Raw genomic sequence first — 26,108 nt, forward strand, 5'->3', positions numbered from 1 at the left:
TCCAAAAGTCTGTTAAGATGTGACTAATTTAATAAATGAACGTGTTGTTTGTTGAAGATAGAGGTGCGAACTTCAAGAGTAAGCCTTCGGAGATCGATGGGATCTAAGAAGAGGGCTGAAAGGGGAGCGTCGCCGAAGTGAATAAAATCCACTCATTTTATTCGCTGGCTGTACATTGAAGAAATGTAGGGCTGTCAAGAATTGATTTCTTGGAGGGCTATCTCATTGTTTGCATCGTTTAATGATGATTTTAAAGCAATGGGAGATTTGTTCTCTCATTGCTTTTTTATTTGCAGTGAGCGAGCAGTCTCCAAAGCAGCCTCTTCTCTCACACGTGAACTTTTGAAAAAGGGTGGTAGACATGGGACTAATTGTACAAAAATTTGGCGGAACTTCCGTTGGGTCGACAGAAAAAATTCGCAATGCCGCAGAGAGAGTGATCGCTGAACGCGAGGCAGGACATGATGTGGTTGTGGTTGTCTCAGCGATGGGCAAATCAACGGATGTTCTAGTAGACCTAGCGAAAGAACTCACAGACGATCCAAGCAAAAGAGAAATGGATATGCTGCTCGCAACTGGTGAGCAAGTGACCATTTCATTATTATCGATGGCGCTCCAAAGAAGAGGCTATGATGCCATTTCCTTTACAGGCTGGCAGGCTGGTATGAAAACAGAGCACGTACACGGAAACGCAAGAATTGTGGACATTGATGAATCAAGAATAAAAGAGGAATTAAGTGCGGGGAAAGTCGTTGTTGTGGCAGGCTTCCAAGGAATTGCAGATGACTTACATATCACAACACTTGGACGCGGCGGATCAGATACGACTGCTGTGGCACTGGCTGCCGCACTAAAAGCTGATAAATGTGATATTTACACAGATGTACCAGGAGTATTTACGACAGATCCGCGTTATGTATCATCTGCACGGAAACTTGCAGGTATTTCATACGATGAGATGCTTGAGCTGGCTAATTTAGGAGCTGGGGTCCTGCATCCAAGAGCTGTTGAATTTGCGAAAAATTATCAAGTCCCGCTAGAAGTCCGTTCTAGTATTGAAAATGAATCGGGTACGTTAATTGAGGAGGAATCATCCATGGAACAAAATTTAGTCGTCAGAGGCATCGCATTTGAAGATCAGATTACACGTGTGACGGTGTGCGGGCTTTCAAGCGGTTTAACAACATTATCGACCATCTTTACGACGCTTGCGAAACAGAATATCAATGTTGATATCATCATTCAGTCTGTCACAAGCACCAATCAAACGTCGATCTCTTTCTCTGTGAAAACGGATGATTTGTCCAAAACAGTTGAAGTATTAGAAGAATATAAAGGGGCGCTTGGCTACGAGCAGATTGAGACAGAAAGCAAATTAGCGAAAGTATCCATCGTGGGATCTGGAATGGTCTCAAACCCTGGCGTAGCAGCTGAAATGTTCGCTGTGTTAGCACAAAAAGACATTCAAGTGAAAATGGTCAGTACGTCTGAAATCAAAGTCTCAACAGTGGTCGGCCGTGATGATATGGTCAAAGCGGTTGAAGCGCTGCATGATGCGTTTGATTTATCAAAGGTGAGCGCAGCTGCTCACTCTTAAAAAGGTAAAGAGGTGATCTCATGAAAGAGGATCGCCTCTTTTTTCTATATGGAATCGGCTGAAACATGCGTAAACCCATTCATTAAGTATGCTATGATAGATGTAGACATATAAAAAAGGCGTGACCTGAAGTCCGCGCCTTTTACCAAGAGGATTAGCTAGGGTCTCTTAAATCCCATTTAACGGTTAAAATGACTTTCTCAGCACGCTTTTTCACTTGTTCATAGGATTCAGCCACGTGCTCATTAAGAAGCTGAATTTGTTCAGCAATAAAACCGGCTTCCATCTGAAAGCATGGCTCCTTTTGATAGGTGAGTCGATTGGATACTAGTGGACCTTCGAGCTCAAACTCAATTTCCTGTTTTTTCGAATGGACCATTGTGAGAGTCCCCCATCCGGCATCATGGAAAAATTCGGGGATCTTCTCCCATGACTCTTGAGGAAATTTACGAGCAAGCAGTTTACCCGCAAAATACATCATAGATGAATGGTCCTGACCAAGAATATCTGGCAGCAGAACTTCGCGTATCAGCTCGTAGGCAAATCCATTGACTTCAATTTCTTTTAGCTGTTCTAAGTTAGATTCGAATTTATTCATTTTACGGCTCCCCTCTTTCAACAATTTATTATAGCTTATGTGGGCATATGATGACAGAGTTTTCCCTGAAGTCTAAGAAATTCTTATTGTAGTAAAACGAATTTTGATTTAAAACTTTTAAATTTCGGAAAATTTTAATTTATGTACGCGGTTTCTTGACGCTTTTTTGACATAGGAGTAAAATGAAATTGTCAATAAATTTGAATAAAGTGCTTACAATTGAAAGAAGCGGGGGTAAGACAATTTTCAAGCAATTGCACTTTTTTTACTAGGGGGTAAAGTAATGTCGGGGAACAAAGAATTTTTTTATCGGAGATTGCATTCTTTGCTTGGCGTCATTCCGGTCGGTCTATTTTTAATACAGCACTTAGTGATTAACCACTTTGCGACGGATGGACCAGAGGCGTTTAACAAAGCTGCACACTTTATGGAACAGCTTCCTTTCAGATATGCGCTTGAGCTGTTCGTGATTTTCTTACCACTGATCTATCATGCTGTTTATGGGGTGTACATAGCCTTTACGGCACAAAACAACACGTCTCGCTTCAGTTACTTAAGAAACTGGCTGTTCAGACTGCAAAGGATTTCAGGTATTATCACTTTGATTTTTGTCACTTGGCACGTATGGGAAACTCGAATTCAAGCTCAGCTTGGAGCTGAAGTCAACTATGACATGATGGCGAATATTTTAAGCTCTCCATTTATGCTAGGCTTCTATATTGTCGGCGTTTTATCTACTATTTTCCACTTTGCTAATGGCTTGTGGTCATTTGCTGTCAGCTGGGGAATTACCGTTTCACCACGCTCACAACGAATCTCAACATATGTGACATTAGGTATATTTATAGCGCTTTCATATGTAGGGCTAAGAGCAATTTTCGCTTTTGTTTAAGAGGAAATAGATTAGTAGAAGAGGGAGAGGGGCTACAATGAGTAATTCTAGCATCATCGTTGTCGGAGGCGGCTTAGCTGGTCTCATGGCAACTATTAAAGCAGCAGAAGCGGGAACAGCTGTTCAACTATTTTCAATCGTACCTGTGAAACGTTCGCATTCTGTATGTGCACAGGGCGGAATCAACGGAGCGGTCAATACAAAAGGTGAAGGGGATTCACCTTATGAGCATTTTGATGACACGGTATACGGCGGAGATTTCTTAGCCAACCAGCCGCCAGTAAAGGCAATGTGTGAAGCAGCGCCGTCCATTATCCACTTACTTGACCGTATGGGTGTTATGTTTAATAGAACACCAGAGGGATTATTGGACTTCCGCCGCTTCGGGGGAACACAGCACCACCGTACAGCGTTTGCTGGAGCTACAACAGGCCAGCAGCTATTATACGCACTGGATGAGCAGGTTCGCCGCTATGAAGTAGCAGGGCTTGTCACGAAATATGAAGGCTGGGAATTTCTTGGCGCTGTTTTAGATGACGAGGAAGTATGCCGCGGGATTGTCGCGCAGAACTTGACGACAATGGAAATTCAATCCTTCCGTTCAGATGCAGTCATCATGGCAACAGGCGGTCCTGGAATCGTGTTCGGTAAATCAACGAACTCCATGATTAACACTGGATCTGCTGCATCCATCGTATATCAGCAAGGTGCGCATTATGCAAATGGAGAATTCATTCAAATTCACCCGACAGCGATCCCAGGAGATGACAAGCTTCGTCTTATGAGTGAATCGGCTCGTGGTGAAGGCGGACGTGTTTGGACATATAAAGACGGGAAGCCTTGGTACTTCCTTGAAGAAAAATACCCAGCATACGGGAACCTTGTACCACGTGACATCGCAACACGTGAAATCTTTGACGTATGTGTCGAGCAAAAGCTTGGCATCAACGGAGAGAACATGGTATATCTTGATCTTTCTCACAAAGATCCAAAAGAGCTTGATATTAAGCTTGGCGGAATCATTGAAATCTATGAAAAATTCATGGGTGACGACCCGCGCAAGCTGCCGATGAAAATCTTCCCAGCTGTTCATTACTCAATGGGCGGATTATGGGTCGATTATGATCAAATGACAAATATCAAAGGTCTATTCGCTGCCGGAGAATGTGATTACTCAATGCACGGCGGAAACAGACTTGGTGCAAACTCACTTCTTTCTGCGATTTACGGCGGAATGGTCGCTGGACCAAATGCGGTGAAGTACATTAGCGGTCTTGAGAAATCTGCGGAAGACCTTTCTTCTGCAACATTTGACAGCGCTGTGAAGAAAGAGCAGGAGAAATGGGACAACATCCTCAGCATGGACGGAACAGAAAATGCGTATGTGCTTCATAAAGAGCTTGGAGAATGGATGACGGATAACGTTACAGTGGTTCGTTACAATGACAAGCTCTTAAAAACAGATCAGAAGATCGAAGAACTAATGGAGCGCTACAAGAAGATCAACATCAACGATACCGCATCATGGAGCAACCAAGGCGCTGCCTTCACACGTCAGCTTGACAACATGCTTCAGCTGGCAAGAGTCATTACGATCGGGGCATATAACCGGAATGAAAGCCGAGGCGCACACTATAAACCGGAATTCCCAGAGAGAAACGATGAAGAATTCCTTAAAACAACGATGGCTACGTTCAAAGGGAAAAATCAAAAGCCTGCATTCCACTATGAGGACGTCGATGTATCGTTAATTGCACCTCGTAAACGAGATTACTCGAAAAAAAAGGTGGAGAAATAAGATGAGTGAAAAAAACACAATTCATTTCATAATCACACGTCAAGATACAGCAGATGGAAAGTCTTATGATGAGGAATTCGAAATCCCTTACCGTCCGAATATGAACGTCATTTCTGCACTCATGGAAATTAGACGTAACCCGGTCAATAAACAAGGTGAAAAAACAACAGCGATCAACTGGGATATGAACTGTCTTGAAGAGGTGTGCGGAGCTTGTTCTATGGTCATTAATGGAAAACCGCGCCAGTCATGTACAGCCTTGATTGACAAGTTAGATCAGCCGATTCGTCTCCAGCCGATGAAGACATTCCCGGTCGTGAGAGACTTGCAGGTTGATAGAAGCCGTATGTTTAACTCCTTGAAAAAAGTAAAAGCATGGGTGCCGATCGATGGCACATATGATCTTGGGCCTGGACCAAGAATGCCTGAGAAAAAACGACAATGGGCGTATGAGCTTTCTAAATGTATGACATGTGGTGTCTGCCTTGAAGCTTGTCCAAACGTGAATGATAAGTCTTCCTTTATGGGCCCTGCTCCGCTTTCGCAAGTACGTCTATTTAACGCACATCCGACAGGTGCGATGAATAAGTCTGACCGTCTAGAAGAAATTATGGGTGACGGCGGTCTTGCGAACTGCGGGAACTCTCAAAACTGTGTGCAGGCTTGTCCGAAAGGAATCCCGCTGACAACGTCAATTGCAGCACTTAACAGAGATACAACATTACAAGCTTTCCGTAACTTCTTCGGAAGCGATCACGCAGAATAACATCACATTCAGTCCTCTTTGCCAATCATGATGAGTGTTTACAAGAGGCTGGATGGAACACAAAATAAACGCCTCTTCCAATATGGGAGAGGCGTTTATTGATGAATAAGGAGATGATGAAGTGAGACTTCCTTCATATATTGAAGAACCATTTGAAGAATGGAGAGCATCCTTTCGATTTTATGTCGAAACGACTGTCCGTTTTTCAGAAACGGATATGTTTGGCCATATGAACAATGTCACTCCATTTGTGTATTTTGAAGAAGCACGGATCGCCTTTTTTCAAAAAACGGGAATTGTTGATAAACGAATGAAACGAGTGAGAGAGACGATTACAGTCGTGGCAAATCTGCAATGTGATTACATCAAACAGGTGGAGATTGGGGAGAGGCTTCGTGTGTATGTAAAGCCGGAAAAAGTCGGTTCAAGCTCACTTATCCTTCATTATTTAGGAGAAAACGAACATCAGGAACCATGCTTTACAGGTTCAGTCACCATGGTGCAAATTAATAAAGAAACAGGTGCTTCTGTTCCATTTACAGAGGAAGAAAAAGAGACATTTCAAGCTCAACGAAATAAGTAACATAGAGCTCTCATCATCGTGTAAGCTTCATTTTGTTATAATAAAAGGATCATATCAAGAAGAAACAAAAGGAGAACACATGAAGATTTTTCAATATGACACCATTGATAGTACAAATAATGAAGCAAAAAGGCTTATGCAAAAAGGAGAAAAACCCTCATTTGCTGTATATGCACATCAGCAGACAGCAGGAAGAGGCAGGCTGGGCAGACCGTGGGAAACGCCTGCAGGGAATGTCGCTTTGACTATGACGGTTTTGCCGCCAGAAGAACTCTCCACCCAGTCAACGATTGCTCCGCTGACGGCACTAGCGATCTACGATGTACTCAAACCTCTCATAAGGGCTGAGGATCAGCTGGCGATCAAATGGCCAAATGATATTCTTATTAATGAAGCAAAGATATCAGGCACATTGATTGAAGCGGACCGTAACGCTATTTATATCGGGGTTGGCATCAATGTGAAGACAAAGCCGGAGCATGTTCCGTACAAAACCATTTGCCTATCAGAGCTTACAGAGGTAAAAGCCGATCAGCTTGTCAAGGAACTTGCCACGGCTTTTGAAAAATATCATACACGCTGGAAGAATGAAGGATTTGAAGCACTCACTGCCCTCTACAACAAACGGTTATATCGTCTTCATAAACCGCTGCGGATTTCGTTAGATCGTGAAAAACAAACATGGGAAGAGGGCATTTGCTGCGGAGTCAACCGCTACGGTCATCTCCAGCTAAAAGATGAGAAAGGGCAGATAAAAGCTCATTCTGCCGGAGATATCGATGCACCGCTCCAGCATTAAAAAAAGCAGACGAGAACATCGTCTGCTTTAAGCTTCTCTTTTAATATGAGGCTGAATCACATAGTCTTGTTTTGTGAAGACAACTCCATCTAGAATTTCTCTTGCAGTTCGAATGACTTTGACTCTGTTTTGAGAGGTGTCAATTTCCGTTTGCATAATACCAGCAGGATGCCCAATACGAAGTGTGTCACCTTGTCCTTGAAACAGCTGAGAAGGAAGCGTTTCATCCAAGAAACAGCTGGCCGTCACGCAGACAGAACCGGTAATGGCAAGTGCTTGGTGCGGTCTTTGCATCGATAGCATACGAACGATGATGTCCATATCTTCTGCTCGTCTCAAGATTCCATTTGTATCTACATAATCAGCAGGCTCGCTAATGAGCGCAAGCTTTGGAACAGCTGGAGACTGTAATGTGGCCATTTCTTTTGGTGCAAAATGACACATTTCAGCAGCGAGAGAACGAATTTCTTCTAAATCATCCAGTAATTCGTCTGTAAACTCTTCAGGCAATTCAGTTCCTTTTAATTGAATATCTTTGGCACGAATAAAGGCAATTGGATTTGCAATGTCAACGATCGAGATTGGAATCTCCCCAAACTTCGTTTGAATCGTATCAACTTTGTTTCCAGTCGGAAAGGTTTTACCTGTAACAGCGCCTTCAGGTTTCTCAAAGGATAAATAAATAGGAGAACCAGTTCCTTTTACTCCTGGAATTTCTGCCTGTCCTTCAAATTTCACTTCTCCATTTTCAACTTCGACCTCTGCCGTAATGACTTTATTTGTATTTGTATTGAGGATACGTACAGTTGTAATGGGCTCAACCGCTTGAACAAGTCCTTTAATGATCGCATACGGCCCAACGGCTGATGAGATGTTCCCGCAGTTTCCTTTAAAGTCGACATATCTCTCATTAATACTGACTTGTGCAAATGTATAGTTCACATCCACATCTGGGCGTGTGGCTTTATCGATAATGGCCACTTTACTTGTTAAAGAATTACCGCCGCCGATTCCATCGACCTGCAGCCGGTCAGGGCTGCCCATAATGTCTAATAGAAATGCTTCGAGCTCATCGTGTTCATATGGTGCATTGTTTGCGTGAATGAATACTCCTTTGCTTGTACCGCCTCGCATGATTGTGATTGGAACTTTTCTCATGACTCTCACCCTCAATTTTTAATTAACTGTTTATCTAACCAAAATGGTAAAGTATAATAAGAAATAAGTTAAATACATTATTTTAAGAGAAATCAATAAAAATATTTTATAATTAGTAAAAAAGGAGGGCATACAATGGATGAAAAAGATTGGCGGTTTTTAAAGGTACTTTATGAAGAAAAGAACATTACAAAAGCGGCAGAAAAATTATTTGTCTCTCAGCCTGCCTTAAGCTATCGATTGAAACAGCTTGAAGAGGAGTTTGATATGAAGCTTTTCTTTAAAAGAAAACGAGGAATTGAATTTACATCAGAGGGCGAATACTTAGCTAAATATGCAAATGACATGCTCAAACAGCTGCAGCAAACAAAAGATGGCATGCTCAATATGCAAAAAAAGGTCAAAGGAACGATCCGGTTGGGGGTCTCAAGTAACTTTGCCCAGTATAAACTACCAGAAATATTAAAAGAATTTTCTAAGCAGTATCCACATGTTCAATTCATGGTCAACACAGGCTGGAGTACAAAGGTAATGGATTTATTAGGAACATCAAGTGTGCATTTAGGGATTTTAAGAGGCGATTATGACTGGAATGGAGAGCGTTTTTTGCTCGATAAAGAGCGTCTTTGCATCATTTCAAAATCAGAAATCCAGCTAAAGGATCTCCCGAATCTGCCGCTCATTGACTATCATACAGACAGTTCATTGAAACGGCTGATTAACAGATGGTGGCAGGAAACATTCACAATGCCTCCGCTTGTCACGATGGAGACAGATCGTCAGGATACATCAAAAGAGATGGTGAAGCATGGTTTAGGCTATGCCATTGTCCCAGAAATTTGCCTCAGACCAAGTGATGAGTTATTTGTAAAAGGTCTTTCGTATAAAGATGGACAGCCTGTTTTAAGAGATACATGGCTCATGTACCAGCCAGATTCACTTCATTTGTCTGTTGTGAAAGCGTTCATTGAGTTTTTAAGAAATCAGCAAGGTTGATTATAAAAGAAATTTATTGAATAGACGAAAAAATCGATATTTTCATTATAAAAAAAGCTATTATATCCTTGAAATAGAAAGCGCTAACATATAGATCGCAAGTGCAAGGGGGCGCTTGCAGATCATGTAAAGAAGAGGATGGAGGGATATAAAGTGCTAGCTATTTTAGGGATCTTGATGGTCTTGACATTTACATTTCTCATTATGACAAAACGTATGCATCCGGTGGTGGCTCTAACCGTTGTACCTATCATATTTGCATTGATCGGTGGCTTTAACAAAGGATTAGGGGACATGATGCTTGATGGACTGAAAACTGTTGCACCATCAGCTGCTTTATTGTTATTTGCGATTTTATTCTTCGGAGTCATGCTGGATGCTGGATTGTTTGATCCTCTGATTAAACTCATTCTACGTATTGTGAAAGGTGATCCTGTCAAAATTGCTTTTGGGGTAGCAATTTTGTCTATGCTCGTTGCATTAGATGGTGATGGAACCACAACGTACATGATTACCGTATCAGCTATGCTGCCACTTTTCTTAAGAATCGGGATGAACCCATTAATTTTAGGAACAATTTCATTATTATCATTAGGTATTATGAGCGGAATGACGCCATGGGGCGGTCCAGCTACTCGTGCAATCGCGGCGCTTGGATTAGATGCAGGCGAATTTTTCATTCCATTACTCCCAACGATGGTTGGAGGCGGTCTTTTTATACTTTTTACTGCTTACGTACTTGGGAAAAAAGAAAGAAAACGGATTGGGATTGCAGAAATTCAGTACAAAGAAGAGGTGTCCATTTCTCCTGAATTGGCTGCGTCAATTGAAGATGGAGTAGCCGATATCAAGAGACCGAATCTGATTTGGATTAACTTCTTCTTAACAATTGCTGTCATGGTCACACTAGTTCTAGATATCATCCCAATTCCTGTACTCTTCTTAATTGGATTTGTCATCGCTCTTATGATCAACTATCCAAAGGTTGAAGATCAGCGCGAGCGAATTTTATCGCATGCAGGAAACGCATTAACGGTCATTACACTTGTATTTGCAGCAGGGATTTTCACAGGGATCTTTTCAGGAACAAAAATGGTTGAGGCCATTGCCAATTTGGTCATTTACATGATTCCAGATTCCTACAGCTCATTTTTCCCGCTGATTGTTGCTTTGACGAGTATGCCATTTACATTTGTTCTTTCAAATGATGCTTACTACTTCGGGGTGCTGCCAATCTTGGCTGAAGCCGGCGCAGCTTACGGGATTGATCCGGTGGAGATTGCACGTGCTTCTATCATAGGACAGCCTGTCCACTTACTGAGCCCGCTTGTGGCTTCAACGATGCTGCTTGTCGGTATGCTGAATAAAGATATCGGCGATTTACAAAAATACGCACTACTTTGGACCGTGTTAACTGCCCTTTTTACAACACTTATTGCCTTGTTAACAGGCGCCATTTCAATCTTTTAAATACCACACAAAAAGGACGATGTCTCGGGAGGAGACTCGTCCTTTTTTGCGTGGATGAAAGCGCAGAAATTGGACGCTGATATGCGGGATTTCTTGATTTTAACGTCACCTACCTCAGGCACTCGGCATATGATATCTCGACTATAAAGAATCCCATTCTATAGAGACTAGAGCTCTCACCTTAGCAAGGAGGGTTACAATACTTGAAGGAGAAAGAGTTTCAATCCAAGCCGCTATTAACCAAAAGAGAAAGAGAAGTATTCGAATTGCTCGTCCAAGATAAAACAACAAAAGAAATTGCAAGCGAGCTTTTTATTAGCGAAAAGACTGTTCGAAATCATATTTCGAATGCCATGCAAAAGCTAGGAGTCAAAGGCCGTTCACAGGCTGTAGTCGAGCTTCTGCGTATGGGTGAGCTAGAGCTCTAAAGTCAGCCGGTTTTCCTTCCATATCGGGAAGGAACCGGTTATTTCTATATGGTTTCCATGAGTCTCTTCTTGCATTTTCTTTGAAAAACGAGGAAAATAGACATGTACGTTTTAATCAAAGTGAGATGCTATAGTGAGGTATCAATAAAATGGAAACGAATGAGTCTGGCCATGTTGCAGAGATTGAAAAATCATTGCGCCACATTGCCGCAATTATTAAGCAAAAAGGCAGAGAAATCCTGAATCAATATACGATTACGCCTCCACAATTCATCGGGCTTCAGTGGCTTTATGAATTCGGAGATATGACAATAGGCGAGCTGTCACAAAAGATGTACTTGGCTTGCAGCACAACCACTGATTTAATTGATAGAATGGAAAAAAGTGAACTTGTCGAACGGGTGAAAGATCCATCTGACCGCCGCGTGGTTCGCATTCATTTATTGCCTGAAGGCGAGAGAATCATTCAAGAAGTGATTGCTAAACGCCAAGAATACGTCAGTGAACTTCTAGGGGCTTTCTCAGAAGAAGAAGCCATCGTTTTCAACCAATCCTTAACGAAACTACAGCAGCAAATGAAAAGAAAATGAGGCGATTTTGTTGGATCAACCAATCGGCGTCATTGATTCCGGCGTCGGCGGTTTAACCGTTGCAAAGGAAATCATGAGACAACTGCCAAAAGAAAAAATCATTTACGTAGGCGATACAAAACGATGTCCATATGGCCCGCGGAAAGAAGAAGAAGTTCTTCAATATACGTGGGAAATGGCACACTACTTATTAAAACACCACCATATTAAAATGCTCGTCATTGCATGCAACACAGCAACGGCGATCGCACTGGATGAAATTAAAGCAACGCTTGATATTCCGGTCATTGGCGTCATTCAGCCCGGTGCCCGCACAGCGATCAAGGTGACAAACAACCAGCATATTGGCGTTATTGGCACAATCAATACGATCAAAAGCGAGGCATACAAAGAAGCACTGCTGTCACTAAAAACAGGCCTAACAGTTCAAAGTCTGGCGTGTCCGCTCCTTGTCCCATTTGTGGAAAGCGGTACGTTTTTAGATCAGACAGCAGAGGCAGTGGTGAAAGATTCCCTTGAACCGATGAAAGAAACAGGAATTGATACACTTATTCTTGGCTGCACACACTATCCAATTTTAAAAGAACCGATTCAGCGCTTTATGGGCAGTGATGTCAGCATCATTTCATCAGGAGATGAGACAGCGAGAGAAGCAAGTACGATTCTTTCATATAAAGGGCTGTTAAATACCTCTAAAGAAGCGCCTGTCCATACATTTTACACAACAGGACAGCAGCAAAATTTTCAAAACATCGCTCGTGACTGGTTTGGCTACCTGCCAGGGAAGGTCGAAACCGTGTCACTTGAACACATCTACCAGCAATAACCTGCTTCTATTTGAAGTGGGTTATTTTTTTATGAAAAGGGTCTAATCCTCCGAGGGAGCTCGTATACATAGTAGTACAAACTACTAGAGGAGGGTGAAGTATGCTGAAAAAAGGATCTACAGCAGCTGTTACGTGTATCGCGTCAGCCATGCTTTTGTCAGGATGCGGATTGTTTCAAACAGACCAAGCGAAAACAGAGATTGATCCACCGCAAAACGTCACATATGTGAAAGAAAATAAAGAAGACAAACAAACAGCCAAAGAAGGAAAAGAAGAGAAGCAGGCTGATACAGTGATGAGAGAATTATATTTAATTGATAAAAACGGGTATGTCGTATCTCAATCCATTCCGCTGCCGAAAAATGAAGGAAGTGCCAAACAAACCCTTGAATATCTCGTGGACGGGGGACCTATTTCTAACTTAATGCCGAATGGATTCAGAGCAGTTTTGCCAGCGGACACGAGCGTATCTGTCGATATTAAAGACGGAACGGCGGTTGTGGATTTTTCAAATGAATTTAAAAACTATAAAAAAGAAGACGAACAGCGCATCCTGCAATCTGTCACTTGGACGTTAACCCAGTTTGATTCCATAGCCAAAGTCAAATTGAAGATGAATGGACATGAACTAAAAGAAATGCCTGTGAACGGTACGCCAATCTCAGATGATTTAAGCAGAGAGGACGGTATAAATATCCAGCACGAGGCTGCCGCTGATATGACATCGACAAAGCCAGTGACGGTATACTATTTAGCTGAATCTGATGAACAGACCTACTACGTTCCGGTCACCACAAGAGCACCAAAAGACGAGGATGATCCGATTACAGCAGCGATTGATGAGCTCGTCTCTGGACCAAGCAAAAAAAGCCATCTGCTTACAGACTTCGATCAAGATGTGAAGCTGAATGATGTACCAAAAGTAAAAGATGGACATGTGACACTTGATTTCAATGAATCGATTTTTGGCAGTGCAGATGAAAAGAAAAAGGTCATTTCACAAAAAGTTCTTGATAGCATTGTGCTCACATTAACCGAGCTGCCGGACGTCAAAAGCGTATCTGTCAAGGTGAACGGCAAGGCTGAGCTTGTGAACGAAAAGGGAGCAGAGCTCACAAAGCCGGTTTCACGACCAGAACAAGTGAATACAGGTAGTTTTTAACGTCACACATTGATATAATGGAGAAAAAGAGGCATGCATATTCGCTGCCTCTTTTTTATTCCAAGCGATTAGAACGAGCTGAGGTTGTCAAAGTTAGTAGGAGAACCCCGCTGTCACCCGCGAGGAATGTATATCGTAACGGAGGTAAAACATGAGATTAGATGAAAGACAATATGACGAATTGAGAAAAATTGAAATAGAGGCAGGCTACATCACGCATCCAGAAGGCTCTGTCTTAATCTCAGCGGGAAATACGAAGGTGATTTGTAACGCATCGATCGAAGACCGCGTACCTCCTTTTTTAAGAGGAGAAGGAAAAGGCTGGATCACAGCAGAATATAGCATGCTTCCAAGAGCAACTGCACAAAGAACGATAAGAGAATCATCTAAAGGAAAAGTCACAGGACGTACTATGGAGATTCAGCGTTTAATTGGACGAGCACTCCGCGCAGTCGTTGACTTAGAAAAGCTTGGCGAACGCACCATTTGGATTGATTGTGACGTCATTCAAGCAGACGGCGGCACACGCACAGCGTCCATCACAGGTGCTTTTGTTGCTATGACACTTGCGATTCAAAAGCTACGAGCTGAAAGAGTTATCAAAGAAAACCCGATTACTGATTATTTAGCGGCGATATCCGTCGGAATTGATTCTCAGCAAGGACTTCTGTTAGATTTAAACTATGAAGAAGATTCTTCTGCTGAAGTAGATATGAATGTCATCATGACAGGCGCTGGACGCTTTGTTGAACTTCAAGGAACAGGCGAAGAAGCGACATTCTCAAGAGAACAGCTAAACGGACTGCTTGATTTAGCCGAAAAGGGCATCAAAGAATTAATCGAAAAGCAAAAAGCAGTAACAGGAGAAGTCATCGAATAAAGAGAAGGGTTTGATCAGGATGAAAACAGCCATCATTGCAACGCACAATGCGGGCAAAGCGAAAGAATTCAAAGCCATTCTTGAGCCAAAAGGATTCACGGTCAAAACACTAGCAGACATTGGCTTTACTGAAGAAATTGAAGAAACAGGGCAAACCTTCGAAGAAAATGCCATCATCAAAGCCGAGGCCATCCAAGCCAAAGCAGGTGAAATGGTCATTGCAGACGATTCCGGTCTGTCCATTGATTATCTGGGCGGAAAACCTGGCGTGTATTCAGCGAGATACGCTGGTGAGCATAAAGACGATGCGGAGAATGTGGAAAAAGTGCTGAGCGAACTTCAAGGCATTGAAAAAGAAGACCGTACAGCCAGATTCAGATGTGCCCTTGCTGTCAGCATACCGGGAAAAGAAACAAAGACGGTAGAAGGATCAGTAGAAGGCTTCATCGCAGAAGAGCCGATCGGCGAAAATGGCTTCGGATACGACCCAATTTTCATCGTCAAAGACAAAGACCAGACGATGGCCGAGTTATCACCAGAGGAGAAAAACAAGATCAGCCATCGAGCGGTCGCGCTTCAAAAGCTTTCATCACTGCTAGACGCAAATGAATAAGGGGGAATGAAGCCATGAAGATACTCATCATTAGTGACAGTCATGGACTCACAGACGAACTTCAAACCATTGCCAAACGGCATGCAGCTGAAGTTGACATGATGATTCACTGCGGAGATTCAGAACTCGAAACGAACCACCCAGCACTCGAAGGATACAAAGTCGTCAAAGGAAATTGTGACTTTATGGGCGATTTTGAAGAAGAGCTCCTGCTCCCACTTGATGGAGGCGGAAAACTATTTCTCACTCACGGACATCTGCATGGCATCAAACAATCCTTACTTCAAGTCTACTACCGTGCAGAAGAGCTAGGCGCAGACATTATCTGCTTTGGCCACTCGCACATCCCAGGTAGTGAGCTGCTCAGAGGAAAACTGCTCATTAACCCAGGCAGCGTGCACCTGCCAAGAGTGCGAAAAGAGCGCAGCTATGCTATACTGACACTAGATGGAAGCGAAGCAAACGTACAGTTTTTCACGGACGAAGGTCAGGTCATATCAGACCTCGAAAACACTGTCACATTGGAAGGTATTTCATAAGGGTGCAGCATTTGCCCCTTATGAAAAAACTTTCGAAAAACCGTTGACTTTAAAGAACAATAGTAATATAATAAATCTTGTCGCTGAGGTAATACACAAAAGCACACTACATAACAACATGTCCCAGTAGCTCAGCAGGATAGAGCAACGGCCTTCTAAGCCGTCGGTCGGGAGTTCGAATCTCTCCTGGGACGTACTAATTTAAAAGCCTGAAACCCTTTATTATCAAGGGTTTCAGGCTTTTTTGTTCTTTGGAACATAAGTTCGTAACTCGCTTCAAAACAGGGTTTTGGGAGCGGGTTGGGAGCGGATTTATTTTTAAGTATTTCCGTTCCCTGTTTTTGTATCAAAGAAGCTATCAAAATGGTAGCACTGATTTCTGATCAGCTTCTTCAATGACGTGAGCTTAAATTGACATAGTTGTATCCATTTTTGTATGCCTGCATAACTGCGATTTATTTAAATGATTGGATAATTCAATTCATAATTAGGGTAGCAATAATAAGGCGGTCTACGTCCAATTTCAGACATTAGCCATGAATGCTCCATATAAACCATAGTAACTTTTTTCATTGAATGATTCACAAGTAATAACTCTACTTCTGGATTAAATTCATATCTCAATCCAATGACCTCCTTATATTAGGAATGTGTGGATTCCCCACCGTCAACATGCAGCACTTGACCTGTAACAAAACGTGAATCATCAGAAGCTAGATAAACAAATGTTGGTGCAAGTTCAAATGGATGGGCAACTCGTTCCATTGGATTAAATGCTCCATATACAGCCACTTGGTCTGACGAGAAGCTTGCTGCAATGAGTGGCGTCCAGATTCGACCTGGAGCAACGGCGTTTACACGAATTCCTTGTTTTACAACATTTTTAGCCAAAGCACGTGTCCAACCAACAATTGCACTTTTTGTGGCTGTATAATCAATCATTTGTTGCTCACCTACATACGTTACGACTGAAGAAGTGCCGATAATAGAACTGCCTGGTTTTAAGTAAGGAAGCGCTGCTCTGGTTGTGTAAAAATGTGAATATATGTTGACTTTAAAGGTGTCATCGAATTGTTCGTCTGTAATGTCAAGAAGGCTTGGTTGTTGAAATTGGATACCAACGTGGTTACATAGAACATCTAGACGTCCGAAGGTTTTTACTGTTTTCTCTACAATGGTGATACATTGCCTTTTATCTCGCAAGTCTCCTGGCATCAATAAACAACGTTGCCCAAGTTCTTCGATTCTTGCTTTTGTTCTATTAGCATCTTCATGTTCATCTAAGTATGCAATCGCAACGTCAGCACTTTCCTTTGCGAAGGCAATGGCTACGGCTGCACCAATACCGCTATCCCCTCCTGTAATAAGAGCAACTTTCCCCGCTAACTTACCACTCCCTTTGTAATTTGTATTTTCAATAATTGGAAGTGGTACCATTAAACCTTCTACACCAGGATGACGAAGTTGACGTTGTTCAGGTAAATTAATTGGGATTTCTTCATAGCGTGTGATTTTTCCGTAATTAGGGTACATGGGATAAGGTTGAGTTTTCATTTTCTCTAAAAACATCTGTTGCATTTGTTTTATTTGTTGCAACTTACGCTCATCAGATTCTTGTGTCATTTAATTCCCTCCAAACGTACTTATTCCCTTTTAATATCTATGTTGTTTACTGCTAATCCAAGTATTAATAATGAATAAACTTGTGAAGGAGTTATTTGAAGGTTGAAGAGTTTCAGTAAGCTTTTATGAGTAGATTGGAATTTCCAGGTGTTTGAATACGCATCAGCAATCAAGGCTGGAAAGTAATAAAAGTTGCTGACCAATTTATCGGAAGTCGAAATGGACAAAGACTATGTGATAGAAACTTTGGTCCAAAATCATCAAGAACAAGGTAAAGAAGAGGAAATGAAATTTTATGAGGTGCATGATCCATATTACGCATTGAGCGAAGCGAAAACCGAAGAAAATGCTATGATCGATTAGCAGTTTAGTCTAGGGGGATCTTTCAAGACCGCCAAGCCAACAAAATAATTTTATATCGTCAATCACACTGCTGGTACACATCGGATCAAGATGACTATATACAAAAACAGAAATTGGACAGGCGTTAAGGGATCCATTTATACGCCAGATTTTGAGGTGAGAAAATGTCCAACTCGTCTTGAGGAAATGGCAGAAAAGAGCAAGAGGAACCAAGGATTCAGCGATTCCTTGAGTTAGACACAATATAGATATGATGAATTGGTGGATAATGTATATAAAGTGATATAATAGAATTGTGATCCAACTTATAATGAAGGATCAGAAGTTTTACTAAAAGTGTCAATTGAAATACCGATATAGATTATATAAAAGATGAAAGAGGGTATGGGAAATGATTAAAGCTATTACAAAAGGTAATTAATTTAGGAGCGGCTTCCGTTGAGGAGGTCGCTTTTTTTAAAAGCACATTACTAGATATGGAGAATTGCGGGATAATGTGGATAACTAAAAGTGCATAATAATTGGTAAAGGGGGATTTATGTTGAAAGTAATACGGAATTGTCATATGAACAGCTAAATTCTATACATGCATTAGTGCATTTTTATGACATGATAATTACAGATTTTTGCATTCAAATGTCAAGAATTCATTTGGGAACAAGATTGTTCACAATCAGTTGCAAATAAAGATAAGGGAGATATAAATATAACTAGCTTATTTATGACACTTGAGAAGGCAATAGCTAATCAATTATTTTATAGATATATTTCAGTCGATCTTGACGTGGATGTAGATTCAGAATATACGGCTGATGATACTGCTAATAAGGATGAGCATTATTTACGCACAAGAAGTTGTCAATTAATAGGGAAATACATAGAGAGAATATACGATCGCTTGAAATTGGGATGATAATGGCACACTTTTGGCACGATCTTGGCAAAGTGTTTTGTCTGAGAGTGGTTATGATGGTATTAGGTGATAAATTGAGAGCGGCTTCCATTGCGGAGGTCGCTTTTTTATTCGACAAAGTTTTTAAATGATTGAATAAGCTAAATTCTTTCCGATATAAAAGTGGGAGGGAATGATATGAACTTTGAGACTAAATATCTTATTAGGTGGGGAATACCAGGTTGGGTTTTCTTGCTTATGAGTTTATGGCCTGTAGCGGTTTTTCATGCTAATCTACCGACTGATAATCCAGTGGAAAGTATTAGTTTTATATTTAGTACAGCAGCTATAGGCATTGTAATTGGGTATCTCATACATCAAATGTATTTTGCTTGGAGCTGGATATTAGGTTTTGGGAGAAGGAGTATACTTACATCTGAAATAGCAGAGTTAATTGATGCTCCCCAACCAGTTGAAAAGGCAAAATGGTATAAATTCAGAGAACGTAATATATTATCAAAAAAGAGGGCTAAGGAATATTTCAATCTAGAATTTGAATGGCAAAATAGACTATCAAAAGTTAAAGAGGACAGTAGGCGCGATTATATTGCAAAGCGCTATGCACATTTATTATCTACTACTCATAGTTTAGGTGCATTATGTTTCTCGTTATTATTATCGTTAATAATAAATATAATCCATTATATTTTAATGCTTGTGAATATGTTAAGTTATAATTCGTTAGTATTTATAAATATATTTATAATCTCACTTATCCTTTTCCCCTGTTATGTAAATCAAAAATATTTTTCGGAGAACGTAGAAGAATTTAGAAATAAATTCTTAAAAGATTTTTATAAAAATAGTTAAATTATAAAAGCACCAGGATGCTTATCCAGTTTGGACAAGTGTCTTGGTGTTTTTAAATTATCCCAATATAAATGAAATAAAGAGGCGAAACCAAATGAAAAAGTCATTAAATCTGCTAGTGTGTCCAAGATGTAAAGCTGAGTACACATCCTACTATACAAAAGCGGAAATCAGGCCATTATATTACAGATGCTTCAAAATATGGTGAAGTAAAGCAGAAGTAAATGAAAAGCCCCTCCAATTTGGAGGGGCTTTTCTTTGTTATTCATCGCTGTCCAATTCCCATAATTTTTGACCGTCTGCTAAATAAACTGCACTTGGTGTATCTTTATAAAGTGAAATTTCAATTAAGGAACTTTTTTCTTGCTTTAACCAATCATATATATCACAGTCGTAATTAGTGGGGTGGGATAAGATGTTATTTACTTGAAATGCGACTGCGTCATACTCTGTATAATTGACATCATCATCTTCCAATCCGTTATCAGTTTCATAAAGTGTGTCAGGTTCTCCAATAACTTTTAAACCACTTTTCCATTCTATTATCAAATCGTTATTTTTATATTTTCGTAATGCTGAAATTAATGGGTCATATCCCATTTGAATCCCCCTTAGTTTATGGTTTTAAAGGCTCTGATGGTACTATATGAGCGCCGTTTTTGCTGTAGTGTATTAAGCCTCTAGTAGTCTCCACATACTTACCAGTATCTTTATCGTAGTATTTTCCAATCATCTGTCCAAAGTCTACTCTTTCTTTGTGCTCTCCTATTTTTGTACCTTTCCCAGCGAACTTATCCAGCAATTCTTGTGCTTTTTTATTATCTCCATAAAAAATGCTTTTATTTGGACGGCCATTCGCAACTTCTTGCTTATAGTTAGGTGCATCAGGAATATGTTTTTCTTGAGCGCCTGGTTTTACTTTTGCAGGGAAACCATTTACTTCACGATACGGACCTTTTGGTACGGAATGTTTGCCGAAGGAAGGTGTTTTGACAATCTTCTTGGCTACTTTCTCTCTTTTCATTATTTTAAATACGTATCTTCCAACTTTAGCGATTTTAGCTCCGGGTATCATGTACAAGCTTGATACTAGACGGTCCATGTCAGCGACTTTGTCACCTGTTACAGGGTCTCTTCCTGTGATGACTCGAATGGCATCATTTATTCCTGAAAATTCAACCGCTGTATTTAAGATGTTTGAGGTATGTTCACTCGTTTTCAAGTCGGAAATCTTTGTGATGCTTTCAATATTCACTTTGTTTTGATCCGATATTCGTAACCGATATAGCATTCCGTCTCGAATAACTTCAACTGTTTTGGCATTTGCGAAGTCAATCTTTTCATTTGTATTATATACTTTTCCATTTACGAACACGGCGTTTTGATTGATTTTATTAGACGGTTTCTTCTTCACAAGAGTATCCACATTCGATTGCTCTTTATCATTCACCTTGTTCAGCATGATCATCATTGGGTTTTCTTTAGGGTTGTCTATTTTTTCATTCAATCCGCTGATGTTGCTGCTGATTTTTTCTTCTTTTACACCTTTGAAAATAGAGCCCTTTTGATAACTGGTAATTTCAATTTTCGGGCCAGTGAACATCTTGCTTAAAGTATCTATGTATTGCTTCATTGTGTGAAGGGAACTTTTTGTTTCATTTATAGCACTTGTTTGTTCTCTGTCAAATGCATGAAGTAGTCCGATGGTTTTGGACGTCTCAAGCCATGCTTTTTGATAGCTTTGTTGAAAAGTAGATTCGTCTACATGAGGCAAATGCACAATATGGCTGACCCTGCTGAGGGCTTGATTCACATCGGATACGATATCAGAAATGGTCCGTTCGGCTTTTTTTAACCCTTGGTCAAGCTCGTGTTCAATGAATGATTGAGAGATAAAACCATTCGGGTTTGATTCAAAAGCATGAAGTGCCTGTTTTGTCTTTTTTAGCGCACCGCTGTATTCTTCAATGACGATCTGAAAGAATTGCAAAAAGGGAATGTGACACTCCGTATAAAAATCTTTTATCGCTTGTCCAGCTTCTCCCTTTAATGCGCCATCTAAAGAGATGATTTGATTGATTTGTTTTTCTAAGGACTTAACATTATGTGATTGCTGCTTCAACTTGTTCAGCGTTTGGTCAATTCCATTCTTCAACTCAAAGACATCAAGGGTTTTCATTCCGTTCTCCTTTACTTTCTGTTAGTACTCCGAAGCAATTAAGCGTCCACATAAAGAAAGAGAGCTGCATAAACGACAGCTCCCAAGATGAGGAGTTAATTTTTCTTTTTCCTGTAGTCTTTTACTAAGCTTGAAACAACTAAACCCATCACACTAAAGGCCACAAGATAAAATAAAACATTTGTTACAGGTGTATCAATTTTCCCTAAGATCATCACAAGGGTAATAATAGAGGCGGGTAAAGTAATTAATAACATTTTGGATGGCGTGCTTTGCTGTGACACTTAATGACCTCCTGATTGATCCATTAAATAGATATTTTAGTTGATTTTAACATATGGAGATTGTGCGAACAACATAAGGGGGATAGCAATCTACTTTAAGAGCGGACAAACGAAACTTGCTGATTTTGATTTTATGGAAATCATTTCAATTAAACCTTTTGTGTAATAAAATGTATATGATTTATACAAAGGGGTGAGATGGCGGTGAAGCATTTTTTAACGGGAATCGTAGTGGCTATCATTGTGGGGATCATTGTATATGTTGCAGATAATCGTTTAAGCATGTTTCCGTTGATGCTGATTTTAGCGGTTGCGATCTATATCGTAAGCAGAATTAGCGAAGCATTGATTAAGAAATACTCAAAAGAAAATAGTTAATAGCACCGCCCTCCATTGGAAGCATTTTTAAATTAACCTCCCTAATGAAAAAGGCATTGTAAATTGTAAAGCGGTAAATATGCAAAAGAGAGAATATTCTTTCTCCAACTAAAAAAAGTAAGGTGTATAAGATCAAAACGGAGAACCCGCTTGCCTTGTGACGGATTTTCTTATCATGGAATGACGAGAAACCCATGAAATCATGGGTTCTTTTTATTTCTCTAGTCAAACTAATTTAAGGTGCCACCAATTCAACTTTCATTCTATCAGGATCTTCGAAATAAACTGCGTAATGTTTATCGCCGCCTGCGAAGGGGTGTGTATCGGTATAAAGAATTTTAACCCCCATGCTTTTTAACTTTTCAGTCATATCATCTACTTGCTGCCGGGAACTGGCATGAAAAGCCAGGTGGTTTAGACCTGCCCTGCGTCTATGATAGGGTATGTCCATAAATCGTTCCTCCGTTTGTACGAAAACGATATAAGTTTCTCCAAATTTCCAACTTCGACCGCTTTCCCAGGTTTGATACGGCTCGTAGCCTAACTCCTCTAAAAACCACCCCCAAAAAATAATCGAATTCTTTAAATTCGAAACATTTAGTTCAATATGATGAATAAGTCCTTTTGACAATAGATGAGCCCTCCATTTAGAAGATTAATTATTATATGATTTAATGTAACTTAATTCAGATGAATATGGAACTCTATTTCATTGTTTAGCTGTTAATGAATAAATCTAAAGAAGAATATGCTGCTTATCGACAGCTTTCAGCAATTTTAAGGCAAATTTAAGCTCGGATTTTATTTCAAATGTATTAAATCTTTGTTACAATAAGACAGCTTTGCTCAAAAGAGACGTTCCAAGGTTCGACATTTTTTTAGCATCTTTTAAAAAATTTATGGTTTGATATGAAACTCTTTTGATGATCCATGCGTCTCTATAAGTGTCAAAAGAAAAGAGGTTATCAATATGCTATTCAAAAAGCTATCAGAAAATAAGTCTGTAAAATGGATAGGATATACAAGCTTTTACTTACTTATTTTGCTATTATTGTTCTTTATTTACGGATTCCACACAGCAAATACGGGATCATTCATTTACAACGATTTTTAATTGGAGATTAGATTATGAAACTATTACAAACGATTCATGAATACCAGCAAACGAAACCAACACAGCCAGCATTTGTTTCTCAACATGCGTCGATCACATATGATGAGCTTTGGCATTTATCAGACCAAATGGCTGGTGCGATCGATGCAGTCGCAGCTGGCAGTGAACCTGTCATTGTATACGGTCATATGGAGCCAGAGATGCTGATTTCTTTCTTAGGCAGTGTGAAATCAGGCAGACCGTATATTCCGGTCGATATCTCAATACCTGTCGAGCGCATCGTCTCAATTATTGAAAGCTCAAAAGCCAGTCTATTGATTTGTGCAAATGAGCAGAATGTATTAGATGTAGAAGAGCACATTGAAGTGAAGAGTGCGGCATCGCTTTTAGCACTTGAAAAAGAAGCACCGCCATCCACGCAGTGGGTCCAGCAAGATGATGTTTTTTACATTATTTATACGTCTGGCAGTACCGGAAAACCGAAGGGCGTTCAGGTAACAGCCAATAATTTAGAAAGCTTTACAGAGTGGATGTGCCGTGACTTCCCAATTGGTGAGGGACGTACATTCTTAAATCAAGCACCATTTTCTTTTGACTTATCAGTGATGGATCTCTATCCAGCGCTTCAATCAGGCGGCACGCTTTACTGTTTAGTAAAAGATCTCGTCAATAAGCCAAAGGATATGTTTGCAGCACTTGGTCAATCTGACGTTGAAGTGTGGACATCAACACCTTCTTTTGTGCAAATGTGCTTAATGGACCCTTCCTTTACAGGGGAGCTTTTACCAGAGCTGAAAGTTTTCTTGTTCTGCGGTGAGGCGCTTCCTGTAGCTGTAGCAAGTGCACTTCTGGAGCGTTTTCCAAAGGCGCAGGTCTTTAATACGTATGGTCCAACTGAAGCAACTGTCGCGATCACATCAATTGAAGTGACGCAGGAGATTCTTGATCAGCACGATTCTTTACCAGTCGGCTATGCCAAACCTGATACAGACATCGTCATTTTAGATGAAGAAGGCAAGACACTTCCTGATGGTGAAAAAGGGGAAATTGTCATCGTGGGGCCAAGCGTCACGAGAGGCTACTTAGGTGAACAAGCCTTGACAGATAAAGTGTTCTTTGAATACGAAGGACGTCCTGCTTACCGTACAGGTGACGCAGGTGTGGCGCATGATGGATTAATTACGTGCCATGGCCGTCTCGACTATCAAATTAAGCTTCATGGATACCGGATGGAGCTTGAAGAAATTGAATATCATGTAAGCGAGACAACCTATGTCAATGCTTGTGTGATTGTACCATTCCAGCCAAACGGTCATGTGGAGTACTTGATTGCAGCGATTGTCCCAGCAGCTCATTCATTTGAAAAAGAATATCAGCTGACAAGTGCGATTAAGAAAGAAATGGCGGATTCACTGCCAGCGTACATGATTCCAAGAAAGTTTGTCTATCTTGAGCAGCTGTACATGACGCCAAACGGGAAGGTTGACCGTAAGAGAATCGCGAAAGAGGTTCTTCTATGATTCCGTTTAGTTCATTCTTTTTCTTCATTCTAATTGGTATTCTTCTTTTGCCGACGATCATTCTTGGTCTGCGCGGCAAAAGAATGCAGGGCTACAACATGTTTGCAACGGTTGTGGCGCTGGCGCTTATTTTCTCAAAGGATGCGCATGGCGCGCTGCTGCTCTTCTTGTTCACGGTATGGCAAGTCCTAATCATCCGCCTGTACCTTGCATACCGGTTAAAGGCGAATCAGGCATCCGTTTTCTATACAGCAGTGGTGGCATCTATTTTACCGCTTGTGCTGTCAAAGATTTTACCGTTCTTTTTAACTCATCAGCCGCATCAACCGCCGCCAATGAACTGGCTGAGCTTTTTGGGGATCTCGTACTTAACATTTAAAGGTGTTCAGTTAATTATTGAGACAAGAGACGGCTTGATTAAGAAGAAAATTCCGATTCACCGTTTGGTCTATTTCATTGTCTTTTTCCCGACGATTTCATCAGGTCCGATTGATCGTTACCGCCGATTTGAAAAGGATATGGATACACCGCCTGAAAAGGAAGCATACAGTGATCTTCTATATGCCGGTATTCATAAAATTTTTATTGGCTTCTTATATAAGTTCATTATAGGCTACCTGATTCACACATATATTCTGATGAATATTCATCACATTAGCAGCAGTCACTTTGTTCAGCAGTTAACGTATATGTATGCTTACAGCATGTACTTGTTCTTTGACTTTGCTGGATATACAGCATTTGCTGTAGGTGTGAGTTATATTATGGGCATTAAATCACCAGAGAACTTTAATAAACCATTTATCAGCCGAAACATTAAAGACTTCTGGAATCGCTGGCACATGTCCCTGTCCTTTTGGTTCAGAGACTACGTGTTTATGAGATTTGTGTTCTTTATGACCAAAAAGAAGTGGATCAAGAACCGTATGGCTGTTTCAAATATTGGGTACTTTATCCTCTTTCTATTGATGGGTGCTTGGCATGGTCTTGCCCTTCAATATATTATTTACGGACTATATCATGCAGTTGTCATGTCCGGTTACAATTTATTTGAGAAATGGAATAAAAAGCACAAGTGGTGGCCAGATAATAAGGTCACAATGGTTGTGTCCATCATTATTACATTCCATGTGATTTGTTTCGGATTTTATATTTTTTCAGGAAAACCATTTCATCATTAATGATTAAG

Annotated in this window: 28 protein-coding genes, 1 tRNA gene and 1 riboswitch; of the genes, 22 read left to right on the plus strand and 7 right to left on the minus strand. The window is 40.6% G+C overall.

Annotation, left to right across the window (positions count from 1 at the left end):
• Positions 1-50: 50 nt before the first annotated feature.
• A riboswitch (Lysine riboswitch) is annotated at positions 51-228 on the plus strand.
• Positions 229-361: 133 nt separating this feature from the next.
• Positions 362-1,597, plus strand: coding sequence for an aspartate kinase (locus MHI60_RS13505; protein ID WP_144471320.1), 1,236 nt, complete (start codon positions 362-364; stop codon positions 1,595-1,597).
• Positions 1,598-1,751: 154 nt separating this feature from the next.
• Here MHI60_RS13505 and MHI60_RS13510 read toward each other — a convergent pair whose 3' ends face one another.
• Entirely contained in the window at positions 1,752-2,195 is a 444-nt protein-coding gene (locus MHI60_RS13510) for a YslB family protein (protein WP_024423214.1), read from the minus strand.
• A 283-nt stretch (positions 2,196-2,478) separates the two neighbouring features.
• Here MHI60_RS13510 and MHI60_RS13515 point away from each other — a divergent pair, with 283 nt between their 5' ends.
• The 5 genes from MHI60_RS13515 (at position 2,479) to MHI60_RS13535 (ending at position 7,033) form a co-directional block, all read left to right on the plus strand.
• Positions 2,479-3,087 carry a succinate dehydrogenase cytochrome b558 subunit gene (locus MHI60_RS13515; protein WP_048239042.1) on the plus strand — a complete coding sequence of 203 codons (609 nt, stop codon included), beginning with the start codon at positions 2,479-2,481 and terminating at the stop codon, positions 3,085-3,087.
• A 37-nt stretch (positions 3,088-3,124) separates the two neighbouring features.
• Positions 3,125-4,885 (plus strand): succinate dehydrogenase flavoprotein subunit, encoded by a 1,761-nt coding sequence (gene sdhA, locus MHI60_RS13520; protein WP_039180483.1) that lies wholly within the window; start codon positions 3,125-3,127, stop codon positions 4,883-4,885.
• A gap of 1 nt (position 4,886) precedes the next feature.
• Entirely contained in the window at positions 4,887-5,651 is a 765-nt protein-coding gene (gene sdhB, locus MHI60_RS13525; RefSeq protein WP_047202633.1) for a succinate dehydrogenase iron-sulfur subunit, read from the plus strand.
• Between the two features lie 121 nt (positions 5,652-5,772).
• Positions 5,773-6,234, plus strand: a complete 462-nt coding sequence (locus tag MHI60_RS13530; protein WP_144484900.1) for a thioesterase family protein — start codon at positions 5,773-5,775, stop codon at positions 6,232-6,234.
• Positions 6,235-6,313: 79 nt separating this feature from the next.
• Positions 6,314-7,033, plus strand: a complete 720-nt coding sequence (locus MHI60_RS13535) for a biotin--[acetyl-CoA-carboxylase] ligase (protein ID WP_048239040.1) — start codon at positions 6,314-6,316, stop codon at positions 7,031-7,033.
• Positions 7,034-7,060: 27 nt separating this feature from the next.
• On the opposite strand, the gene MHI60_RS13540 is transcribed toward MHI60_RS13535, so the two are convergent.
• On the minus strand, positions 7,061-8,191 hold the full coding sequence (locus MHI60_RS13540; protein ID WP_111292407.1) for a PrpF domain-containing protein: 1,131 nt from the start codon (positions 8,189-8,191) through the stop codon (positions 7,061-7,063).
• Between the two features lie 135 nt (positions 8,192-8,326).
• Here MHI60_RS13540 and MHI60_RS13545 point away from each other — a divergent pair, with 135 nt between their 5' ends.
• The 10 genes from MHI60_RS13545 (at position 8,327) to MHI60_RS13590 (ending at position 15,890) form a co-directional block, all read left to right on the plus strand.
• Positions 8,327-9,187 carry a LysR family transcriptional regulator gene (locus MHI60_RS13545; RefSeq protein ID WP_024423208.1) on the plus strand — a complete coding sequence of 287 codons (861 nt, stop codon included), beginning with the start codon at positions 8,327-8,329 and terminating at the stop codon, positions 9,185-9,187.
• 153 nt (positions 9,188-9,340) lie between these two features.
• Complete coding sequence (locus MHI60_RS13550) at positions 9,341-10,657, plus strand: citrate:proton symporter (RefSeq protein WP_144484899.1); 1,317 nt, start codon at positions 9,341-9,343, stop codon at positions 10,655-10,657.
• Between the two features lie 203 nt (positions 10,658-10,860).
• Positions 10,861-11,085 carry a spore germination transcription factor GerE gene (gene gerE / locus MHI60_RS13555; RefSeq protein WP_003184172.1) on the plus strand — a complete coding sequence of 75 codons (225 nt, stop codon included), beginning with the start codon at positions 10,861-10,863 and terminating at the stop codon, positions 11,083-11,085.
• Between the two features lie 149 nt (positions 11,086-11,234).
• The gene (locus MHI60_RS13560; protein WP_024423206.1) at positions 11,235-11,675 is read left to right on the plus strand and encodes a MarR family transcriptional regulator; all 441 of its coding nucleotides are present in this window, start codon (positions 11,235-11,237) and stop codon (positions 11,673-11,675) included.
• Between the two features lie 10 nt (positions 11,676-11,685).
• Positions 11,686-12,501: a glutamate racemase gene (gene racE, locus MHI60_RS13565; RefSeq protein ID WP_144484832.1), complete on the plus strand. Its 816-nt coding sequence runs from the start codon at positions 11,686-11,688 to the stop codon at positions 12,499-12,501.
• Positions 12,502-12,602: 101 nt separating this feature from the next.
• Entirely contained in the window at positions 12,603-13,664 is a 1,062-nt protein-coding gene (locus MHI60_RS13570) for a GerMN domain-containing protein (RefSeq protein ID WP_048239038.1), read from the plus strand.
• Positions 13,665-13,815: 151 nt separating this feature from the next.
• On the plus strand, positions 13,816-14,544 hold the full coding sequence (rph, locus tag MHI60_RS13575; protein ID WP_065214560.1) for a ribonuclease PH: 729 nt from the start codon (positions 13,816-13,818) through the stop codon (positions 14,542-14,544).
• A gap of 10 nt (positions 14,545-14,554) precedes the next feature.
• On the plus strand, positions 14,555-15,157 hold the full coding sequence (locus MHI60_RS13580; RefSeq protein ID WP_095409231.1) for an XTP/dITP diphosphatase: 603 nt from the start codon (positions 14,555-14,557) through the stop codon (positions 15,155-15,157).
• Between the two features lie 14 nt (positions 15,158-15,171).
• Positions 15,172-15,696 (plus strand): metallophosphoesterase, encoded by a 525-nt coding sequence (locus MHI60_RS13585; RefSeq protein WP_041086507.1) that lies wholly within the window; start codon positions 15,172-15,174, stop codon positions 15,694-15,696.
• 120 nt (positions 15,697-15,816) lie between these two features.
• Positions 15,817-15,890: transfer RNA gene (locus MHI60_RS13590), tRNA-Arg, on the plus strand.
• Positions 15,891-16,338: 448 nt separating this feature from the next.
• Here MHI60_RS13590 and MHI60_RS13595 read toward each other — a convergent pair.
• Positions 16,339-17,319 carry an SDR family oxidoreductase gene (locus MHI60_RS13595; protein ID WP_144484830.1) on the minus strand — a complete coding sequence of 327 codons (981 nt, stop codon included), beginning with the start codon at positions 17,317-17,319 and terminating at the stop codon, positions 16,339-16,341.
• 219 nt (positions 17,320-17,538) lie between these two features.
• Between MHI60_RS13595 and MHI60_RS13600 the strand changes: the two genes are divergently transcribed.
• Entirely contained in the window at positions 17,539-17,682 is a 144-nt protein-coding gene (locus tag MHI60_RS13600) for a hypothetical protein (protein ID WP_186437318.1), read from the plus strand.
• Between the two features lie 1,090 nt (positions 17,683-18,772).
• Positions 18,773-19,444, plus strand: a complete 672-nt coding sequence (locus MHI60_RS13605; RefSeq protein ID WP_144484828.1) for a hypothetical protein — start codon at positions 18,773-18,775, stop codon at positions 19,442-19,444.
• A 261-nt stretch (positions 19,445-19,705) separates the two neighbouring features.
• Here MHI60_RS13605 and MHI60_RS13610 read toward each other — a convergent pair whose 3' ends face one another.
• From MHI60_RS13610 to MHI60_RS13620, 3 genes are all read right to left on the minus strand, one after another.
• Complete coding sequence (locus MHI60_RS13610; RefSeq protein ID WP_034621171.1) at positions 19,706-20,044, minus strand: hypothetical protein; 339 nt, start codon at positions 20,042-20,044, stop codon at positions 19,706-19,708.
• 16 nt (positions 20,045-20,060) lie between these two features.
• The gene (locus MHI60_RS13615) at positions 20,061-21,623 is read right to left on the minus strand and encodes a T7SS effector LXG polymorphic toxin (RefSeq protein WP_144484826.1); all 1,563 of its coding nucleotides are present in this window, start codon (positions 21,621-21,623) and stop codon (positions 20,061-20,063) included.
• 95 nt (positions 21,624-21,718) lie between these two features.
• Positions 21,719-21,907, minus strand: coding sequence for a hypothetical protein (locus tag MHI60_RS13620; protein ID WP_144484824.1), 189 nt, complete (start codon positions 21,905-21,907; stop codon positions 21,719-21,721).
• A 198-nt stretch (positions 21,908-22,105) separates the two neighbouring features.
• Between MHI60_RS13620 and MHI60_RS13625 the strand changes: the two genes are divergently transcribed.
• Positions 22,106-22,285, plus strand: a complete 180-nt coding sequence (locus tag MHI60_RS13625) for a hypothetical protein (RefSeq protein ID WP_144484822.1) — start codon at positions 22,106-22,108, stop codon at positions 22,283-22,285.
• A gap of 235 nt (positions 22,286-22,520) precedes the next feature.
• Here the strand turns inward: MHI60_RS13625 and MHI60_RS13630 are convergent, their stop codons facing one another.
• On the minus strand, positions 22,521-22,916 hold the full coding sequence (locus MHI60_RS13630) for a VOC family protein (protein WP_144471305.1): 396 nt from the start codon (positions 22,914-22,916) through the stop codon (positions 22,521-22,523).
• Between the two features lie 333 nt (positions 22,917-23,249).
• On the opposite strand from MHI60_RS13630, the gene MHI60_RS13635 reads away from it, so the two are divergent.
• From MHI60_RS13635 to dltB, 3 genes are read left to right on the plus strand one after another with little or no spacing between them, the layout of a single operon-like run.
• Positions 23,250-23,399, plus strand: coding sequence for a teichoic acid D-Ala incorporation-associated protein DltX (locus MHI60_RS13635; protein ID WP_024427820.1), 150 nt, complete (start codon positions 23,250-23,252; stop codon positions 23,397-23,399).
• Between the two features lie 14 nt (positions 23,400-23,413).
• The gene (dltA, locus tag MHI60_RS13640; RefSeq protein ID WP_144484820.1) at positions 23,414-24,919 is read left to right on the plus strand and encodes a D-alanine--poly(phosphoribitol) ligase subunit DltA; all 1,506 of its coding nucleotides are present in this window, start codon (positions 23,414-23,416) and stop codon (positions 24,917-24,919) included.
• A complete protein-coding gene (dltB, locus tag MHI60_RS13645; protein WP_095409222.1) occupies positions 24,916-26,100 on the plus strand; it encodes a D-alanyl-lipoteichoic acid biosynthesis protein DltB in 1,185 nt (394 codons plus the stop codon). Before dltA ends, dltB begins: the two co-directional genes overlap by 4 nt.
• Positions 26,101-26,108 lie beyond the last annotated feature (8 nt).

Source organism: Bacillus sp. FSL K6-3200, from assembly GCF_038630485.1.
Lineage (GTDB): Bacteria > Bacillota > Bacilli > Bacillales > Bacillaceae > Bacillus > Bacillus safensis.

Coding starts and splice junctions, on each gene's coding strand:
- MHI60_RS13505 (WP_144471320.1), top strand. CDS start 362: ATGGGACTAATTGTACAAAAATTTGGCGGAACTTCCGTTGGGTCGACA.
- MHI60_RS13510 (WP_024423214.1), bottom strand. CDS start 2,195: ATGAATAAATTCGAATCTAACTTAGAACAGCTAAAAGAAATTGAAGTC.
- MHI60_RS13515 (WP_048239042.1), top strand. CDS start 2,479: ATGTCGGGGAACAAAGAATTTTTTTATCGGAGATTGCATTCTTTGCTT.
- sdhA (WP_039180483.1), top strand. CDS start 3,125: ATGAGTAATTCTAGCATCATCGTTGTCGGAGGCGGCTTAGCTGGTCTC.
- sdhB (WP_047202633.1), top strand. CDS start 4,887: ATGAGTGAAAAAAACACAATTCATTTCATAATCACACGTCAAGATACA.
- MHI60_RS13535 (WP_048239040.1), top strand. CDS start 6,314: ATGAAGATTTTTCAATATGACACCATTGATAGTACAAATAATGAAGCA.
- MHI60_RS13540 (WP_111292407.1), bottom strand. CDS start 8,191: ATGAGAAAAGTTCCAATCACAATCATGCGAGGCGGTACAAGCAAAGGA.
- MHI60_RS13545 (WP_024423208.1), top strand. CDS start 8,327: ATGGATGAAAAAGATTGGCGGTTTTTAAAGGTACTTTATGAAGAAAAG.
- MHI60_RS13560 (WP_024423206.1), top strand. CDS start 11,235: ATGGAAACGAATGAGTCTGGCCATGTTGCAGAGATTGAAAAATCATTG.
- MHI60_RS13570 (WP_048239038.1), top strand. CDS start 12,603: ATGCTGAAAAAAGGATCTACAGCAGCTGTTACGTGTATCGCGTCAGCC.
- rph (WP_065214560.1), top strand. CDS start 13,816: ATGAGATTAGATGAAAGACAATATGACGAATTGAGAAAAATTGAAATA.
- MHI60_RS13585 (WP_041086507.1), top strand. CDS start 15,172: ATGAAGATACTCATCATTAGTGACAGTCATGGACTCACAGACGAACTT.
- MHI60_RS13595 (WP_144484830.1), bottom strand. CDS start 17,319: ATGACACAAGAATCTGATGAGCGTAAGTTGCAACAAATAAAACAAATG.
- MHI60_RS13600 (WP_186437318.1), top strand. CDS start 17,539: ATGGACAAAGACTATGTGATAGAAACTTTGGTCCAAAATCATCAAGAA.
- MHI60_RS13605 (WP_144484828.1), top strand. CDS start 18,773: ATGAACTTTGAGACTAAATATCTTATTAGGTGGGGAATACCAGGTTGG.
- MHI60_RS13610 (WP_034621171.1), bottom strand. CDS start 20,044: ATGGGATATGACCCATTAATTTCAGCATTACGAAAATATAAAAATAAC.
- MHI60_RS13615 (WP_144484826.1), bottom strand. CDS start 21,623: ATGAAAACCCTTGATGTCTTTGAGTTGAAGAATGGAATTGACCAAACG.
- MHI60_RS13625 (WP_144484822.1), top strand. CDS start 22,106: ATGGCGGTGAAGCATTTTTTAACGGGAATCGTAGTGGCTATCATTGTG.
- dltA (WP_144484820.1), top strand. CDS start 23,414: ATGAAACTATTACAAACGATTCATGAATACCAGCAAACGAAACCAACA.
- dltB (WP_095409222.1), top strand. CDS start 24,916: ATGATTCCGTTTAGTTCATTCTTTTTCTTCATTCTAATTGGTATTCTT.